Origin of the sequence: Arenibacter sp. F26102, from assembly GCF_023015865.1 — a bacterium.
Lineage (GTDB): Bacteria > Bacteroidota > Bacteroidia > Flavobacteriales > Flavobacteriaceae > Arenibacter.
Genome location: NZ_JALKBC010000001.1, coordinates 537,414 through 555,271, shown reverse-complemented (window position 1 = coordinate 555,271; position 17,858 = coordinate 537,414). Strand labels below are relative to the sequence as shown.

General features: G+C 39.6%; 13 protein-coding genes. 8 read left to right on the top strand and 5 right to left on the bottom strand.

Annotated features, from left to right (window positions below):
* The first annotated feature begins 26 nt into the window (after positions 1-26).
* Together mfd and MWU78_RS02215 are read left to right on the top strand one after the other, a co-directional pair.
* Positions 27-3,425 carry a transcription-repair coupling factor gene (gene mfd, locus MWU78_RS02220; protein ID WP_246994541.1) on the top strand — a complete coding sequence of 1,133 codons (3,399 nt, stop codon included), beginning with the start codon at positions 27-29 and terminating at the stop codon, positions 3,423-3,425.
* 16 nt (positions 3,426-3,441) lie between these two features.
* A complete protein-coding gene (locus tag MWU78_RS02215) occupies positions 3,442-4,773 on the top strand; it encodes a thioredoxin-like domain-containing protein (RefSeq protein WP_246994682.1) in 1,332 nt (443 codons plus the stop codon).
* A gap of 80 nt (positions 4,774-4,853) precedes the next feature.
* On the opposite strand, the gene MWU78_RS02210 is transcribed toward MWU78_RS02215, so the two are convergent.
* Positions 4,854-5,513: an aspartate kinase gene (locus MWU78_RS02210; protein WP_103442565.1), complete on the bottom strand. Its 660-nt coding sequence runs from the start codon at positions 5,511-5,513 to the stop codon at positions 4,854-4,856.
* A 51-nt stretch (positions 5,514-5,564) separates the two neighbouring features.
* On the bottom strand, positions 5,565-5,924 hold the full coding sequence (locus tag MWU78_RS02205) for a YraN family protein (RefSeq protein WP_246994539.1): 360 nt from the start codon (positions 5,922-5,924) through the stop codon (positions 5,565-5,567).
* 191 nt (positions 5,925-6,115) lie between these two features.
* Here MWU78_RS02205 and MWU78_RS02200 point away from each other — a divergent pair, with 191 nt between their 5' ends.
* From MWU78_RS02200 to MWU78_RS02180, 5 genes are all read left to right on the top strand, one after another.
* Positions 6,116-7,636, top strand: coding sequence for a DUF1800 domain-containing protein (locus MWU78_RS02200; RefSeq protein ID WP_246994537.1), 1,521 nt, complete (start codon positions 6,116-6,118; stop codon positions 7,634-7,636).
* 11 nt (positions 7,637-7,647) lie between these two features.
* Positions 7,648-9,363 (top strand): DUF1501 domain-containing protein, encoded by a 1,716-nt coding sequence (locus MWU78_RS02195; RefSeq protein WP_246994535.1) that lies wholly within the window; start codon positions 7,648-7,650, stop codon positions 9,361-9,363.
* Between the two features lie 135 nt (positions 9,364-9,498).
* Entirely contained in the window at positions 9,499-11,577 is a 2,079-nt protein-coding gene (gene metG, locus MWU78_RS02190; RefSeq protein WP_246994533.1) for a methionine--tRNA ligase, read from the top strand.
* A gap of 44 nt (positions 11,578-11,621) precedes the next feature.
* Entirely contained in the window at positions 11,622-13,745 is a 2,124-nt protein-coding gene (locus MWU78_RS02185; RefSeq protein WP_246994531.1) for a Tex family protein, read from the top strand.
* Between the two features lie 70 nt (positions 13,746-13,815).
* Complete coding sequence (locus tag MWU78_RS02180) at positions 13,816-14,334, top strand: ferritin (protein WP_246994530.1); 519 nt, start codon at positions 13,816-13,818, stop codon at positions 14,332-14,334.
* Positions 14,335-15,719: 1,385 nt separating this feature from the next.
* On the opposite strand, the gene MWU78_RS02175 is transcribed toward MWU78_RS02180, so the two are convergent.
* Together MWU78_RS02175 and ssb are read right to left on the bottom strand one after the other, a co-directional pair.
* Positions 15,720-16,019 (bottom strand): GIY-YIG nuclease family protein, encoded by a 300-nt coding sequence (locus tag MWU78_RS02175; RefSeq protein WP_246994528.1) that lies wholly within the window; start codon positions 16,017-16,019, stop codon positions 15,720-15,722.
* A 436-nt stretch (positions 16,020-16,455) separates the two neighbouring features.
* Positions 16,456-16,788, bottom strand: coding sequence for a single-stranded DNA-binding protein (gene ssb / locus MWU78_RS02170; protein WP_031442041.1), 333 nt, complete (start codon positions 16,786-16,788; stop codon positions 16,456-16,458).
* 332 nt (positions 16,789-17,120) lie between these two features.
* On the opposite strand from ssb, the gene MWU78_RS02165 reads away from it, so the two are divergent.
* Positions 17,121-17,264, top strand: coding sequence for a hypothetical protein (locus MWU78_RS02165; protein ID WP_246994525.1), 144 nt, complete (start codon positions 17,121-17,123; stop codon positions 17,262-17,264).
* On the opposite strand, the gene MWU78_RS02160 is transcribed toward MWU78_RS02165, so the two are convergent.
* A complete protein-coding gene (locus MWU78_RS02160) occupies positions 17,245-17,736 on the bottom strand; it encodes a hypothetical protein (protein ID WP_246994523.1) in 492 nt (163 codons plus the stop codon). The genes MWU78_RS02165 and MWU78_RS02160 overlap by 20 nt on opposite strands.
* Positions 17,737-17,858: the final 122 nt, after the last annotated feature.

Sequence of the window (17,858 nt, the reverse complement as noted above, 5' to 3'; positions counted from 1 at the left end):
GGTTATATTTGCAATAAAATTTACGGTTGACAAAATCTTCTATGTTACAACTGTTCGAACAGTCTCCCCAACTGGGAAAACTGAGGTCACATATTGCCAATTTTAAAGATAACACCTCTACGACTTCCCCGACTCGAACCAATATCAAAGGACTTACAGGTTCCGCTTTATCCTTTGTAATAGCTGAAATCTTTCACAAATCCGAATCGCCGTTTTTATTTATTTTAAACGACAAGGAGGAAGCCGCGTATTACTTGAACGACCTGGAACAGTTTATTGGGGATAGCGACGTACTATTTTATCCGGGGAGTTACAGAAGGCCCTACCAGATCGAGGAAACGGACAATGCCAATGTGCTTTTGCGTGCCGAGGTGCTTAACCGCATCAATTCAAGAAAAAAACCTGCGATCATCGTTACCTATGCCGATGCGCTATTTGAAAAAGTGGTGACCAGAAAGGAATTGGAGAAAAATACGCTAAAAATTAAACTGGAGGACACCCTTTCGATCGACTTTCTAAATGAGGTTTTGTTCGAATATAAATTTAAACGGGTCGATTTTGTCACCGAACCTGGGGAATTTTCAGTTCGAGGCGGAATCATGGACGTATTTTCCTTTTCCCATGATGAACCTTATAGAATTGAATTTTTTGGAGACGAGGTAGAGAGTATTAGAACCTTTGACGTGGAAACCCAGTTGTCTACACTAAAGGTGAAAAAGATCACTATCATTCCCAATGTAGAAAACAAATTTTTGGATGAAAACCGGGAAAGCTTCCTTAAATACATATCTCCAAACACCCTTATTTTTAGCAAAAACCTGAGTTTACTGTATGCTAGGTTGGATTCATTTTTTGAAAAGGCCGAAGAGGCCTTTACTAAACTATCCAAAGAAATACGTCATGCCAAACCTCAGGAGTTGTTCACCAATTCCGACATATTAAAACATCAGTTGGCCGATTTTGGTTTGATTGAGATCGATGGAAGCACAAAAGCCTCGAGTGATGCGGAAACCATCGTGTTCAATACAAAACCACAACCTTCCTTTAACAAAAAGTTCGATTTGTTAATTGAAAACCTAAACGATAATTATAAGAATGGCTACACCAATTACCTGTTTTGTGCCACGGACCAGCAGGCCAAACGTTTCCATGATATTTTTGATGAAGTAGGCAAGGAGGTCCATTATAAAACCGTTGTACTTCCCCTATATCAAGGATTTATAGATCAGGATTTAAAGATTGCCTGTTATACGGACCATCAGATCTTTGAGCGCTATCTAAAATTCCATTTAAAAAATGGCTACGCCAAAAAGCAGGCCATTACTTTAAAGGATCTGAACAAACTGGAAATTGGGGACTACGTTACCCATATAGACCATGGGATCGGAAAATTCGGTGGACTTCAAAAGATAGATGTTGAAGGAAAGAAACAGGAAGCCATAAAGTTAATGTACGGGGAAAGGGACATTCTGTATGTAAGCATACATTCCCTGCACAAAATTTCCAAATTTAATGGGAAGGACGGGGCACCGCCAAAAATATATAAGCTAGGTTCGGGCGCCTGGAAAAAGATCAAGGACAAGGCCAAATCCCGCGTTAAAAAAATTGCATTCGACCTTATACAGCTCTATGCCAAGCGAAGATTGGAAAAGGGGTTTCAATATGGACCGGATAGCTATTTACAACACGAATTGGAGGCTTCCTTTATCTATGAAGATACTCCTGACCAAAGTAAATCTACCGAAGACATCAAGAAAGACATGGAAAGTGAAAGGCCCATGGACCGACTTGTATGTGGGGATGTTGGTTTTGGTAAAACCGAAGTGGCCATAAGGGCTGCCTTTAAGGCCGTAGATAACGGAAAACAGGTTGCCGTTTTGGTCCCAACAACTATTTTGGCCTTTCAACACCATAGGACTTTTACGGAGCGTTTGAAGGAAATGCCAGTAACCGTAGATTATGTAAACCGATTTAGAACCGCCAAGGAGAAAAAGGAGACCCTGGAAAATCTTGCAAGCGGCAAGGTAGATATTATTATTGGAACCCATCAGTTGGTGAACAAAAACGTAAAGTTTAAGGATCTAGGGCTTTTGGTCGTAGATGAGGAACAAAAATTCGGCGTATCGGTCAAGGACAAATTAAAGTCCATCAAGGAGAATGTAGATGTGCTTACCCTAACGGCAACCCCTATTCCGAGAACCCTTCAATTTAGTTTAATGGCAGCTAGGGATCTATCGGTCATCAATACGGCACCGCCCAATAGATACCCCATAGAAAGCGAGGTAATCCGTTTCAACGAAGAGACCATTCGCGATGCCATTTCCTACGAAATCCAACGAGGCGGACAGGTCTTCTTTATCCATAATAGAATTGAAAATATTAAGGAGGTTGCCGGAATGATACAAAGATTGGTGCCGGATGCCAAAATAGGCATTGGGCACGGGCAAATGGAGGGTAAAAAATTGGAGACCCTTATGTTGGCGTTTATGAATGGGGAGTTCGATGTATTAGTCTCTACCACCATAGTGGAAAGCGGCTTGGATGTTACCAATGCCAATACCATTTTTATTAATAATGCCAATAATTTTGGCCTCAGTGATCTGCATCAAATGCGGGGACGGGTAGGAAGAAGCAATAAAAAAGCTTTCTGTTACTTTATCACCCCTCCCTATGATGTAATGACCAATGATGCCAGAAAGAGAATTCAGGCCTTGGAACAATTTACCGATCTTGGTAGTGGTTTTAATATAGCCATGAAGGATTTGGAAATTAGAGGTGCCGGCGACTTATTGGGAGGTGAACAAAGTGGATTTATAAATGAAATTGGCTTTGATGCCTATCAAAAAATATTGGCAGAAGCCATAGACGAACTTAAAGAAAACGAATTCAAGGATTTGTATGAAGAGGTTGGAGGCAAACCAAAAATATTTGTCAAAGAAACGCAGATCGATTCCGATTTTGAATTGCTTTTCCCAGATGATTATATCAATAACATCACCGAGCGTTTAAATCTTTATACAGAACTTAACCAGGTTTCCGATGAGGAAGGATTACAAAAGTTCGAGTCTGAATTGGTAGACAGATTTGGGGACCTCCCTACCCAGGCAGAAGATTTATTAAACTCGGTCCGCATTAAATGGATTGCCAATAGCATTGGCCTTGAAAAGATAGTGATGAAGAAGGGTAAAATGATCGGCTATTTTATAGCGGACCAACAATCGGATTTTTACCAAAGCACTTCCTTTACGTCTGTATTACAATTTGTACAGGCCCATGCCAAGCTCGCAAAACTTAAAGAAAAGCAGACCCGCAACGGATTGAGGCTGTTACTGGTCTTTGAACATATAAATTCTATTGACAAAGCCTATAAATCCATTCAACCTTTCGATGCCCTTATCCCAAAACCAGAGATAACGGTTCCATAAAAACACACTACAGTTGATGCTTTTAAAAAATATCCTATTATTATTCACCCTGTGCTTCACTTTTATTTTGGAAGCCCAACATACCATTTCAGGGAATTTATCTCCAGCAGAAGATTACAAATGGCTGATCGCTTATAAATTGAATCCTGACCATCAAAATTATATAGCCGACACGGCCGTTGAGAATGGTGCTTTTTCGCTAAGCATTCCTGCAAACGCAACAACCGGCATGTATAGATTGGTGTACGCCGTACCACAGGAGGAATTCTATTTTGATTTGATATACAATGGTAAGGAAAATATTGTACTGTCCTTTGATTCACAGAAAGGTCTATTCTTTATTAGCTCCAAAGAAAATTCAATATACACCAAGTACTTTAAAGAAGTTCATGAGCTGGAGAAACAAATTGTTCAGTTTTATTCCGATCGGAATAAGGACCGAACTGTAATCAAAGCACTTTTTAAAAAACTTGCCACCGTCCAAGAATCGTACGAAACCCAATCTGCAGGGACGATCTGTGGGCACTTTATTTCTGCAAATAGCCCCTATATTCCCGCTGGATTTGTAGACGTTGAAACCTATATGCAACAAAAAAAGCAACATTATTTTGATGCTTTGGACTTTCAGGATACGATGATACTGGGATCGGGCTTTTTAACAGATAAAGTAGTAAATTATGTGTTTACCGCTCTTCCCCACCAACAGCTATCCATTGAGGAAAAGGAGGTGATAATGAAGAATAATGTAAAGGATTTGGCGAGGGTATTGGAAAATGCAAGTTCAACCAATAAGGTACAGTTATTCAATAGTCTCTGGACACAGGCATCCAACAACAACTATAACAACTTGGCAGATGATATTTATGGGAATTACCTTAAAAGTTTGGCTATAGAAAACAATAAGACTGACATCCTAAATAATATTGAAACCCATAATCGACTGCGTTTTGGGTCTAAGGCCCCAGAAATCTCTTGGAATGAAGGTAGTTCCATTAAAAAACTTACTAATCTTTCGGGGGCTAAAAATTATGTAGTCGTTTTTTGGAGTAGCACATGTTCGCATTGTCTACAACAACTTCCCGAACTTCATAAAAGAATAAAAGACATTTCCGGAGTAAAGACACTTGCAATTGGTCTGGAAGATGATGACGAAACTTGGAAAAAGGAATCTGCAAAACTACCGGCCTTTATTCATGGTATTGCATTAGGAAAATGGGAAAGTCCGTATACCACCCTATACGACATACATCAAACACCTACTTATTATATTTTGGACAGCGAAAAGCGCATTGTAGCCAACCCGGAGAATTACGAAGAGGTTGTGAAATTTTTAAAAGAAGACAAATAGGACACCTTAATTGGAGTAAGTGCTCAGACAAATTTTCACATTAACCAATTGCAGCATTGATTAATTACTACATTTAGGTCTTACAAAGTTTTAAGATCCTTAATTGTCTTAAAGGCAACGTCTACCTGCTCATCATTTACAATAATGGTAAATTCGTTGGTTGTGGAAATTACTTCATATAACACGATTCCTTCCCAAGCCAGACGTTGAAAAATAAAGTAATAAATTCCTGGTACCGAAACATTCTCGGCCGGTAATTTTACGGTAATGGAGGAAAGGTTTTCAGCCTTCTGGGTACACTTCTCATTTTTGAACAACTCTTCCACTGCCTCATCCAAAATATTACTAACAACGATATTAAGTTCATTGACCCCTCTAGAAGAGGTATAGAAAACGTCCTTATTCCTATTTACTTCCTTCAACAGTACAGTCTGATTCTCCAAAATGGACTCGGACACCAAAAAAGTAAAATCGGTCAATGACGACCTTACAGTAATCTCCCCTATATTTTTTAAAACTTTAATGATTTTATGGGTCGCACGGAACTCCAAATCATCGGAAAGGCGCTTTAAAGCCATTACAATTGCTCCGTTGCGAATATCCTTACCCAACTCACTTTCAATTTCTGGTTTTACTATTCTAGAAAGCGACGTTAAATTAATAATACCTTGAGCTAGAGCACTTTGCAAAAATGGCTTCTTTTTAATGTAGTCTTCCACGACCGATGAAATAGTCTTCATTTTCTTAAACTTTTGGTAAAATTAACAAATTGTTACAAATAAAACAAATAATTAAAAATGATAAAATGCATTTTTTAGATGTTCAATATTAAAATTAGCTCCATTTTTATGTACGGTAATGATATCGAACCTAGCTTCCACATCAAGATCTTTACTAATAATGTAATGGTCTGCTGCCATGACAAGTAGCTTAATTTTCTTTTCTGTAACTGTCTCAGCAATGGATTGCATATAGTCCGAACTCCTCGATTTCACCTCAACAATTGCCAAAATATCTCCTTTTTTTGCAATAATATCGATTTCTGCTTTCAAATACCTATAATTTCTATGAACTACCCTATAGCCATTTTTAGTCAAATGGTTCACTGCCAATTCCTCTCCCTTTTTGCCAAATTCGTTGTGCTTCCCCATGGTATTTTGATTCTATTTACCAAAAAACGTGCATTTGGTCGAAAAATTCAACCTAATGTCGTCCAAATTTCAACAATCCACGTAATTTGTTTAGCAGTATAACGAATTATTTGTCTTGGACATAATTTCCAATATAATTGTGCGTTATGCAATGACCCCTTACTTATAACCTATCAAATGCGGAATAAATTATGGAATATTTCATAAACTGTAATACTTCTAGTTTGGCCCCCTATAACACCTCACTGGATGCACAAAGGGCCGCACATCTATATAGAAGATTGGGTTTTAGTGCCTCTGTGCAGACTATTGATCAAGCCACTGGCCAGAATTCTACAAACTTGGTTGATTCCCTTATCACCGAAGCGAGGAACAAGCCTACATTGGCTGCCCCCGTTTGGGCAGATTGGAACAACAGCAATTATTCTGAGGATGACGACCAACGTGGAGCGGAAATAAGGTCTCAACAAGAAGAGTTTAAGCTATCCTATACCAATTCATTACTGAGCAATAATCTAAGAGATCGGTTAAGTTTTTTCTGGAGCAATCATTTTGTAACAGAATTGGACGTTTACAATTGTAATTCATTCCTTTATCATTACATCAACTGTCTTCAGCGCAATGCTATGGGCAATTTTAAAACCTTTGTTAGTGAAATAGGCCTTACCAGTGCCATGCTTTACTATTTGGATGGTGTATACAACAATGGTAACAATCCCAATGAGAATTATGCACGTGAACTTTACGAACTTTTTACATTAGGGGAAGGAAACGGATACACCGAAGAGGATATTATAGAAACGGCCAAGGCCCTTTCTGGTTATGTGGTAAGGGGAGAAATAGGCTGTGAGCAAGTCTTGTTCGATGCTTCCAAATTCAATACCGAAAACAAAACCATATTTGGAAGAACCGGAAACTGGGGATACAATGATGTGATCGACATTCTTTTTGAAGAAAGAGGTGACCAGATAGGCTATTTCATATGTAAAAAATTATACGAATTTTTTGTACATCCAGACTCAACAGATGAAGCAAATAATGCCAAGACTATTATTGATGGCTTAACCAATACCTTTGTCAGCGGTGGTTTTAACTTGGAACCCGTATTAGGTCAACTTTTTAAAAGTCAACACTTTTTTGACGATGAAGCCATTGGCGTTATAATTAAAAGCCCGTTCGATATCTATTTAAATTTTATAAACGAAACTAGTTTTTCCTTAGATGTCAACAACACAACAATTGGTAGTATAATAAATTACAGCGGTTTATTGGGCCAGGATTTATTTGATCCTTTTGATGTTGCCGGATGGCAACGAAACAGAGATTGGATCAATACCAATTTCATGATTGGACGTTGGCTTACCATGGAGACTATAATCGATGGTTTCTTTCAGGACCCGGACAATCCAGATCAATTCAGGACATTTGCCATTAATGCCGTAGGGTCTGCCAACAGCAATACAAGTAACCCAGAAATCGTAGTTAGGGCCATAATTAATAAAATAACTCCAAAAGGAATGTTCACCGAACAGGAATTTGACAATGCAATGTCCGCCTTTCTGATAGAAGACGTCCCAGAAGAATATTACAGCCCAGATTATTACCCGGGAGGGAATTCAACTTGGGTCTTGAGTATGTGGCCATCAGTACCTCTTCAGGTTCAAATATTATTAAGACACCTTTCAAGACAACCCGAATTCCAACTCAAATAAAATAAACGATTATGTGCGATACCCACCATAATTCACCCCATAAAGGCAAAGACCATGATGGTCATGATTTAGAACATAAGGCCTGGAGCAGGCGTTCTTTTTTACAGGCCTTAGGAATTGCCGGTTCAGGCTCCATGATGCTGGGCAGTAATTTTTTAACGGCATCCGCACCATCCCCTTTAACAGCGGCAATAGCGGCCGCTGAAACCGATAATATTCTTATACTAATTCGTTTATCTGGTGGAAATGACGGTCTCAGTACCATCATCCCAATTAATCAGTACGACATCTATGCCAACGCACGCCCAAATATTTATCTGCCAGAAAGTAAAATTTTAAGATTGACCGATGAATACGGGGTTCCTACCTATATGAAATCCTTGGAGTCCATGTGGGGCGAAGGTCAATTTAAGGCAGTACATGGTGTAGGTTATGAAGGCCAAAGCCTGTCCCATTTTACCGGTTCGGATATTTTTGCAAATACCGATCTAACCACAACAGGATTTACCGGACGGGATACTGGATGGATGGGAAGACATTTTGAATATCTGTATCCTGATTACTTATCCGATTTTCCAGGTAGTAGACCTGAGGGCCCAGCAGCTATTCAAATTGGAAACTATGGAAGTTTGGTATTTGAAGGAGAAGAAACCAATTACGCCTTTGTGACCAATAACATAGATCAATTGGAACAGATTGCGGAAACTGGACTGCAATATTCAGTAGACGATGCCCTTTTTGACGACTGTATGTATAGCGATCAGATAAAATTTCTACGAGGCGTATCCAACGTAACAAATGAGTATGCTGGAAAAATTCATGAGGCCTATATGCGGGGATCAAACCAAATTGAGTATCAAAATAACGGTTTTGCCAGACAATTGGCTCTATTGGCTCGATTGATAAAAGGTAATCTGGGTACAAAAGTATATATGATCAGTATGGGTGGATTTGATACCCACGGAAATCAACCTTTGGCGCACGAGCGACTAATGTCCAATTTATCCATTGCGGTCGATAATTTTTATGACGACTTGGCCTTTACCCAGCAAGATGAAAAAGTATTAAGTATGACCTTTTCCGAATTTGGCAGAAGGATTTACGAAAACGGATCTAATGGAACCGATCATGGTAAAGCCGCCCCTACCCTATTTTTTGGATCTGGACTTAATGGAAGTGCCTTTGTAGGTGAGCATCCATCTTTGGACGAGCCCAATAGTAGAGGTAACCTGGAATACACCATGGACTTTAGAGACCTCTATGCCACCGTGTTGGCAGAATGGTTGTGTGTAGATATTCCTCTTGTAGAACAACATATAATGGACGGATACACATATACTCCAGTAAATTTAGGATTTAATTGTAGCGGAGTGGATTTTCCCGAGATTGCTTATAGCGATGGGAATCCCACCCCTCCAACACCAACAGATCCTACAGGGGAAAATCCAAACCCGGAATTGGTAAATGCCATTGTCCACAAACCATTTTACCCCACGGATTCAACCCCGCACATTTACCTCGAAATGCCATTTAGTGCCCATGTAAACATCCAATTATTCAACATTATGGGTCAATATTTGGGATCGGTATTTAATGAAATGATGTTGGAAGGGTCCACAGAAATAAATATCAGGGAGGGATTACCAACCTATTTAGCGTCAGGAAAATATATTTATAGAATACAGGTTCAAAATCAAAATCTCAGCAAATCCATAATGGTGGCATAAAATCACCCCCTACTTACTATGCAAGGAAGCCTTCGTATACTCTGAATCTTTTTAGGGTAACGAAGGCTTATTTTTTGAAGGAATACCTCAGCTGCGCGTAAAAATCTTTATTTTTGCACCCTAATCCAAAAATTAATGTCGCAGAACCTACAGAAGCCAGCAAGATACACGATTACTGCCGCACTACCATATACCAACGGACCTATACATATTGGGCATTTGGCAGGTGTTTATGTTCCTGCGGATATCTATGCACGATACTTGAGATTAAATGGCAATGATGTGGCCTTCGTTTGTGGAAGTGACGAACACGGGGTTGCAATTTCGATGAAAGCCAAAAAAGAAGGTGTTACCCCTCAAAACATTATAGATAAATACCACGGAATTATTAAACAATCGTTTGAGGATTTTGGTATTACCTTCAACAATTATTCCAGAACTTCCGCGGAAGTACACCATAAAACTGCCTCGGATTTCTTTGTGAAATTATATGAACAGGGAGATTTTATCGAGGAAACCACAGAACAATTGTACGATCAGGAAGCACAACAGTTTTTGGCCGATCGTTTTGTAATTGGCACCTGCCCAAAATGTGGGTTCGAAGAAGCTTATGGCGATCAGTGTGAAAACTGTGGTTCTACCCTAAATGCCACCGACCTTATTAATCCCAAATCTACCATCTCGGGAGCTGTACCCTCCCTAAAAGAAACCAAACACTGGTTTTTACCATTGGACAGATATGAGGATTTTTTAAAGAAATGGATTTTGGAAGGTCATAAAAACGACTGGAAACCGAATGTTTACGGCCAATGTAAATCTTGGATAGACGACGGATTAAAACCACGGGCGGTAACCAGAGATTTGGATTGGGGAATCCCTGTTCCCGTTGAAGGCGGTGAAGGCAAGGTGCTATACGTATGGTTCGATGCCCCTATTGGGTACATTTCCTCTACCAAGGAATGGGCGGCCAGGGAAGGCAAGGATTGGGAACCTTATTGGAAAGCCAAGGATACCAAAATGGTACATTTTATTGGTAAGGATAATATTGTATTCCACTGTATTATTTTCCCCAGTATGCTAAAAGCACATGGCGATTTTATTTTGCCGGAAAATGTCCCTGCCAATGAATTTTTAAATTTGGAAGGCAACAAATTGTCCACCTCCAAGAATTGGGCGGTATGGCTACATGAGTACTTGGAGGATTTTCCAAACATGCAGGATGTGTTAAGATATACGCTAACGGCAACTGCCCCGGAAACCAAGGATAACGATTTTACCTGGAAAGATTTCCAAGCTAGGAACAATAACGAATTGGTGGCCATTTACGGGAACTTCATTAACCGTGTAGTGGTGCTCACGAACAAATATTACAATGGGGTTGTGCCTACTCCGGGTACCTTTAGCGAGGTAGATCGGGAAACTATGGCAGAGCTTAAAAAATATCCCGAGATCATTGCCAATTCCATTGAAAGATACCGTTTCCGCGAAGCGGGCCAAGAAGTTATGAATTTAGGCCGTCTGGGCAACAAGTACCTGGCCGATGAAGAACCTTGGAAAGTAATAAAACAGGATGAAGAAAGGGTAAAGTCCATTATGTTCGTTGCCCTTCAAATAGCATCGGCCCTTGCAGTGTTAAGCGAACCATTTTTGCCCTTTACATCAGCAAAACTGAAGACAATACTGGGATTTGAAGCTTTGGACAACACCCTAAGCTGGGAAACGGTGGCCCATAAAGATGACCTGATTCCAGCAGGACACCAGATAAGGCCTGCAGAGCTATTGTTCAGCAAAATTGAAGACGAAACCATTCAAGCACAATTGGACAAACTGGAAGCGACCAAAAAAGCAAATGAAACTATGAACAAAGAAGTGAGCCCACAAAAAGACACCATTACCTTTGATGATTTTTCCAAGTTGGATATGAGGGTAGGAACCATTATCGAAGCAGAAAAAATGCCTAAGGCGAAAAAACTGTTGGTCTTAAAAGTGGATACAGGATTGGACGTAAGAACCATAGTATCTGGCATTGCGGAAAGCTTTTCTCCAGAGGATATCATAGGTAAAAAAGTTACCGTTTTGGTAAACTTGGCGCCTAGGGCCTTACGTGGAGTTGATAGCGAGGGCATGATACTTATGACCGAAAATGCCGATGGCAAATTGGTATTTATTAATCCGGATGAAGATGGGGTAGAAAGTGGTGAGACAATAAATTAAGGCTGAATGCCCTGAAACCCTCTTCTTAAAAAACAAAATACCCCATGAACCTCATTTCCTACATCACAAAAAACACCCAACTTCCTGCTAAGGGCATAGAAAATACCGTTGCCTTATTGAACGAGGATTGTACCCTCCCCTTTATTTCCCGATACAGAAAAGAACGTACCGGAAATTTGGATGAGGTGCAAATTGGTGCTATTGTGCAATATAAAGCCCAGTTTGAGGCCTTGGAAAAACGCAGGTCGACCATCTTGAAATCTATAGAGGAACAAGATTGCCTGACTCCAGAATTAGGACAAAAGATTGCCAATGCCGAAGATCTTACCACATTGGAAGATCTGTATCTCCCTTTTAAGAAAAAGCGGAAAACCAAGGCAGAAACCGCCATTAAAAATGGTTTGGAACCTTTGGCCAAAATTATCATGGCCCAGCGTACCGATGAAATTGATTTTGAGGCTTCAAAATATGTTAGTGATGCCGTACCCAATGAAGATGATGCGCTGGAGGGAGCTCGACATATAATTTCTGAATGGATAAACGAACGTGCCGATATCCGAAATCAGATCAGGACCCAATTGGAAAAATTCGCATTGATATCCACCAAGGTTATTTCCACAAAGAAAGATGAGGAGAAGGCTCAAAAATTTAGGGACTATTTTGAATGGAGCGAACCCCTAAATCGCTGTCCCTCGCACAGACTACTAGCAATTTTACGGGCGGAAAATGAAGGTTTTATTCGGGTTAAGGTCGAGATAGACGACGACAAGGCCATTTCCAATATGGAGTATAGGATCATCAAGAACAAAAATGCCACTACTCCACATCTACAACTGGCCATTCAGGATGCCTATAAAAGGTTGCTGTACCCCTCACTTTCCAATGAGATCCTAAAAAGCGCCAAGGAAAAAGCGGATGAATCGGCTATTCAAGTGTTTTCCAAAAACCTTAAGCAGCTGTTGTTGGGCTCCCCTTTGGGCGAAAAAAGAATTTTGGCAATTGACCCGGGATTCAGAACGGGTTGTAAAGTGGTCTGCTTAAGCGCTCAGGGCGATTTGGAACATAATGAGACCATTTACCCCCATGCGCCTCAAAACGACAGTAAGGGTGCTATAAAGAAAATTAGTTCCTTGGCAGATGCCCATAAGATCGAGGCCATAGCTATTGGCAATGGTACTGCCTCAAGGGAAACCGAACAGTTAATAAAGCGTATTCAATTTAAAAATAATATTGAGGTATTTGTGGTCAGTGAGGCCGGTGCCTCTATTTATTCCGCCTCCAAGATTGCCCGTGATGAATTTCCCAATTACGATGTTACCGTTAGGGGCGCCGTATCCATTGGAAGAAGACTAGCAGATCCCTTGGCTGAATTGGTGAAAATAGATGCCAAGTCGATCGGAGTAGGTCAATACCAGCATGACGTGGACCAAAATCTTTTGAAAAATTCTTTGGATGCCGCAGTAGAAAGCTGCGTAAATACTGTGGGAGTCAATATTAATACGGCCAGTGTACCGCTCTTAAGTTATGTTTCCGGTATAGGTCCAAAACTGGCAGAAAACATTGTGGCTTATAGAAACGAAAATGGTGCCTTTACCAGTCGGAGTGAAATAAAAAAGGTGCCTCGTTTGGGAGCCAAAGCCTTTGAGCAGGGAGCAGCATTTTTACGTATAAAACAAGCAAAAAATCCGTTGGATGATTCCGCGGTACATCCTGAAAGCTATACCCTAGTGCAAAAAATAGTTAAGGATCAGGGCGTTCCCCTTTTAGAGATTATAGGAAACAAGGAAATCCTCAAAAAGATAGACCTTAAACAATATTGCACCGATAATGTGGGCTTGCCCACCTTACAGGATATTGTAAAGGAATTGGAAAAACCGGGGTTGGACGTAAGGGAAAAGGCAAAGGTATTTACCTTTAATCAGAACATCAGAACCATTGCCGATCTTAGCGCGGGGCAATTGTTACCGGGAATTGTGAACAATATTACCAATTTTGGCTGTTTTGTAGATGTAGGCATCAAGGAAAGTGGCCTGATCCATATCTCCAACCTATCGGATAGTTTTGTAAAGGATGTGAACGAACACGTTAGTCTGCATCAGCAAATTATTGTTAAAGTATTGGAAGTGGATATTCCCAGAAAACGGATCCAATTGGCTTTGCATAAATAATTTCAAAACTTAATATCCCAGATAGATAAAAGAATCATTTATTTGTAACTTTAGGTAAAATTTAAAAGTTATGTTGTCTGAAAAATTAGAAAAAGCATTGAACGATCAGGTGCGTATTGAAGCCGAATCTTCACAGGTATATTTATCCATGGCTTCTTGGGCCGAAGGCAAAGGACTGGAGGGGATTGCACAATTTATGTATAACCAGTCCGATGAAGAACGTTTACATATGCTGAAATTGGTAAAATATATCAATGAAAGGGGCGGACACGCCAATGTCTCTGCACTTAATGCACCCAAAACCGACTTTGTGAGTTTTCAAAAAATGTTCCACGAGTTATTGGAGCACGAAATTTTTGTATCGGATAGCATTAACGAATTGGTACATGTAACCCTTCAGGAAAAGGATTATGCCACCCATAACTTTCTACAATGGTATGTAGCAGAACAAATTGAGGAAGAGGCATTGGCCCGAAATATTCTGGACAAAATCAACCTGATCGGAAATGATAAGGGCGGTCTATATCTGTTCGATCGTGATATACAGCAGATTACAGCAAATAGTGCAGCCATAACCCCAAAGCCATAATTTTAACATTTAATCTTATTTAGATTGAATTAAAATAGATATTTTTGCCCGGTTGATTTATATCAAAGGTGGGCAAGAAGAAAAAACAGGATAAGAAAACCGAAAAGAAGCTTAAAAAAGCTTTAAAAAAGGAGCAGAAAACGGCTCTTAAGGAAATGGTTCCCCATGGGTGCAAAACCAAGTGTTGCGACAAATTCAAAAAGTCGGAATCCAAGAGGTGCAATCGTTGTCCTTGTTTTGATCTGATGCAGAAGGTTGCTTAAACTTTGAACACCGCATACATTCCCAAATATTGTGAACTTGGCTGTCCGCATGCAGACATAGTGAAGCTATCTCTTTGTTTTGCGACAAGAACTAACAGCATTAACCAATAACATACAGATTGCCACGTCACTAAGTTTCCTCGCAATGACGCTTAATTGGAACTATCAAAGCAGAAAGCCTTAACGACCACAGTTGCACGTCATTGCGAACTTGACTGCGCGTAGGCAGGCATAGTGAAGCAATCTCACAGAAGTAAACCCAAATATAAAATAAGACAGATTGCCACGGCACTAAGGTTCCTCGCAATGACGCTTAATTGGGACTATCAAAGCGGAAAGCCTTAACGACCACAGTTGCACGTCATTGCGAACTTGACTGTCCGTAGGCAGACTTAGTGAAGCAATCTCACAGAAGTAAACCCAAATATAAAATAAGACAGATTGCCACGTCACTAAGGTTCCTCGCAATGACGCTTAATTGGGACTATCGAACCAGAAATCCTTAACAACCTAATTTGCAAGTCATTGCGAACTTGGATGTCCGCAGGCAGACAAAGTGAAGTAATCTCTTTGTTTTTCGACAAGAACTAACAGCAACAAACCAATAACATACAGATTGCCACGTCACTAACGTTCCTCGCAATGACGCCTAATTGGGACCAACAAAGCGGAAAGCCTTAACGACCACAGTTGCACGTCATTGCGAACTTGACTGCGCGCAGGCAGGCATAGTGAAGCAATCTCTTTGTTTTTCGACAAGAACTAACAGCAGTAACCAATAACATACAGATTGCCACGTCACTAACGTTCCTCGCAATGACGCTTAATTGGGACCAACAAAGCAGAAAGCCTTAACGACCACAGTTGCACGTCATTGCGAACTTGACTGCGCGCAGGCAGGCATAGTGAAGCAATCTCTTTGTTTTTCGACAAGAACTAACAGCAGTAACCAATAACATACAGATTGCCACGTCACTAACGTTCCTCGCAATGACGCCTAATTGGGACCAACAAAGCGGAAAGCCTTAACGACCACAGTTGCACGTCATTGCGAAATTGACTGTCCGTAGGCAGACTTAGTGAAGCAATCTCTTAAGAGGGCATTTAAGTTCCTTATACTATTCAATCAAAATAAAACAACCATCCTTCAGCTAAATCCTTCCTATTAGGATTCTCACTATTGACTAATTGTTCCTTACGCCTCCTATTACCTGCCTTTATCTGTTTCTCCCTTTCAATAGCTTTTTGTATATCACTGAATTCTTCCCAATAAATCAATTTATTACAATTATAACGAGAAGTAAAACTATGACCTACACCATTCTTGTGTTCGTAAATACGCTTAACTAGATTGCTGGTAACCCCGACATAGATGACGGTATTAGTCTTATTGGCAAGTAAATAAACATATGACTTTTTCATAATTTATATTTCTCCATGCTAACTTAACTTTCAAAAAAAAGGTATTCACTGACAATCTCAAAACTATTCACTTGGAACAAACATCAATAAACTAATATAAAGACAGATTGCTTCGTCACTCACGCTCCTCGCAATGACGTCTCATTAGTAATGTGTAAACAGAAATCCTTAACAACCTAATTTGCAAGTCATTGCGAACTTGGATGTCCACAGGCAGACAAAGAGAAGTAATCTCTTTGCTTTGTGACAAAAACTCACAGCAACAAACCACTAAAAGACAGATTGCTTCGTCCTTTCACTCCTCGCAATGACCTTTCATTAATACAACCCAAAAAGCAAAAGAAGTAACCCTATAGCTCCTTGAACGGACCCAACAGATTACTTCTTAGTACTGCGCTATACCTCTGGTAATTCTTCCCGAGTAGGTAAGAAAAATCTATTTCCCTAACATCAGGAGTTCATTACAGCGGATTTCGGTAATATACCGCTTTTCCCCTTCCTTGGTTTCATAAGACCGAGTGGTTAATTTTCCTTCAACTGCAACTTCCTTACCCTTGTTGAGATAATTTTCTACGATTTCCGCTGTTTTTCCCCATGCTACCACATTGTGCCATTGGGTATCCGTTACTTTTTCTCCCTTGGCATTTTTGTAGGTCTCATTGGTGGCAATGGCGAATTTAGCCAATTTGCCCCCTCCGTCTAGATTAATAATTTCTGGATCGTTACCCAAGTTTCCAATCAACTGTACTCTGTTTCTAAGTGCGTTCATAATACATAATTTTTAAATCCCGAATCCACTTCGGGAATGGTTAAACAGTTAATGATTTTTGATGGAACAAACTTAGTACCCGACCCAAATGTTACTCGGTTGAAAAGTATTTAATTTCGTTTGTTATCGTTTGTAGTCGTTTGTAAATGTGTAAAGATGCCTGATATGCTTATCACTTGATAGATTATATACCCACGAAAATATCACGCCAAATGAATCTATTAGTACCACAGATAATGGTGGAACGAATTTCACAATAGGTTTAGATATTTAGAGCGCACTAAACATTAACAGAAAATTCATATATTTACATACCGATTATATTTTTTACAATGGCAAAGAAAACTGGCTCCTCAAGTTCAAGCAGTAATAGTAAAACTGGTGGTACTTCAAAAAATTCAACTGGTGGATCGGCACAGAACAGACAGAAAGGAAGTGGGGGAGGAAATAGACCTCCTAAAACAAAGAATAATTGAAATAAGCTAATAAAAATAAACCAATAAACATCAATCCCATTGATATGGCATTAAGGATGTTTGTAGCTTTGGTGAATTTTTTTGAACTTTCATCATGTGTTTTCTGTTGACATTCGTCAATTTTTTTACCTTCTATTTTACAAATCTCCAAAAGTGTATATTTCTCTTCTTCATTATTGGCATAATATCCCGTTAATTGTGAAATAAAATTTGAGGTTATGGCAATTAAAAAAACAATTCCTGAAATTTTAAGAAATGAAGAATCCAGAATTTCAAGATCTTCTCCTGCAATAGCTCTAAAAGTTTCGAAAACAATATATATGCCTGCTCCACAAATAGATATTATCAATAAGTCCATTCTCCTAATCGCGTAGTTAGTTCTGTCCCTTGTATTGTTCAGATGATCACTCCAATTAGTATATTTTATCTTATCTTTTTTCTTCACTTCTCTAATGTATTCATTTTCTACCATTCTAAAAAATAAGATTTTCTTCTTACCTCATAATGTATTTGGATCCCCTAAAGGTTAACAAACACCCTCACAATACACTTACTTGCAACAAAGATAAATCAATTGAATCCCCTATATTTAGG

Excerpts from the sequence above, each read along its gene's own strand:
- MWU78_RS02165 (WP_246994525.1), top strand. The coding sequence starts at position 17,121 with ATGGCAAAGAAAACTGGCTCCTCAAGTTCAAGCAGTAATAGTAAAACT.
- metG (WP_246994533.1), top strand. The coding sequence starts at position 9,499 with ATGTCGCAGAACCTACAGAAGCCAGCAAGATACACGATTACTGCCGCA.
- MWU78_RS02185 (WP_246994531.1), top strand. The coding sequence starts at position 11,622 with ATGAACCTCATTTCCTACATCACAAAAAACACCCAACTTCCTGCTAAG.
- MWU78_RS02205 (WP_246994539.1), bottom strand. The coding sequence starts at position 5,924 with ATGGGGAAGCACAACGAATTTGGCAAAAAGGGAGAGGAATTGGCAGTG.
- MWU78_RS02195 (WP_246994535.1), top strand. The coding sequence starts at position 7,648 with ATGTGCGATACCCACCATAATTCACCCCATAAAGGCAAAGACCATGAT.
- MWU78_RS02175 (WP_246994528.1), bottom strand. The coding sequence starts at position 16,019 with ATGAAAAAGTCATATGTTTATTTACTTGCCAATAAGACTAATACCGTC.
- MWU78_RS02180 (WP_246994530.1), top strand. The coding sequence starts at position 13,816 with ATGTTGTCTGAAAAATTAGAAAAAGCATTGAACGATCAGGTGCGTATT.
- MWU78_RS02200 (WP_246994537.1), top strand. The coding sequence starts at position 6,116 with ATGGAATATTTCATAAACTGTAATACTTCTAGTTTGGCCCCCTATAAC.
- MWU78_RS02215 (WP_246994682.1), top strand. The coding sequence starts at position 3,442 with ATGCTTTTAAAAAATATCCTATTATTATTCACCCTGTGCTTCACTTTT.
- MWU78_RS02210 (WP_103442565.1), bottom strand. The coding sequence starts at position 5,513 with ATGAAGACTATTTCATCGGTCGTGGAAGACTACATTAAAAAGAAGCCA.
- MWU78_RS02160 (WP_246994523.1), bottom strand. The coding sequence starts at position 17,736 with ATGGTAGAAAATGAATACATTAGAGAAGTGAAGAAAAAAGATAAGATA.
- ssb (WP_031442041.1), bottom strand. The coding sequence starts at position 16,788 with ATGAACGCACTTAGAAACAGAGTACAGTTGATTGGAAACTTGGGTAAC.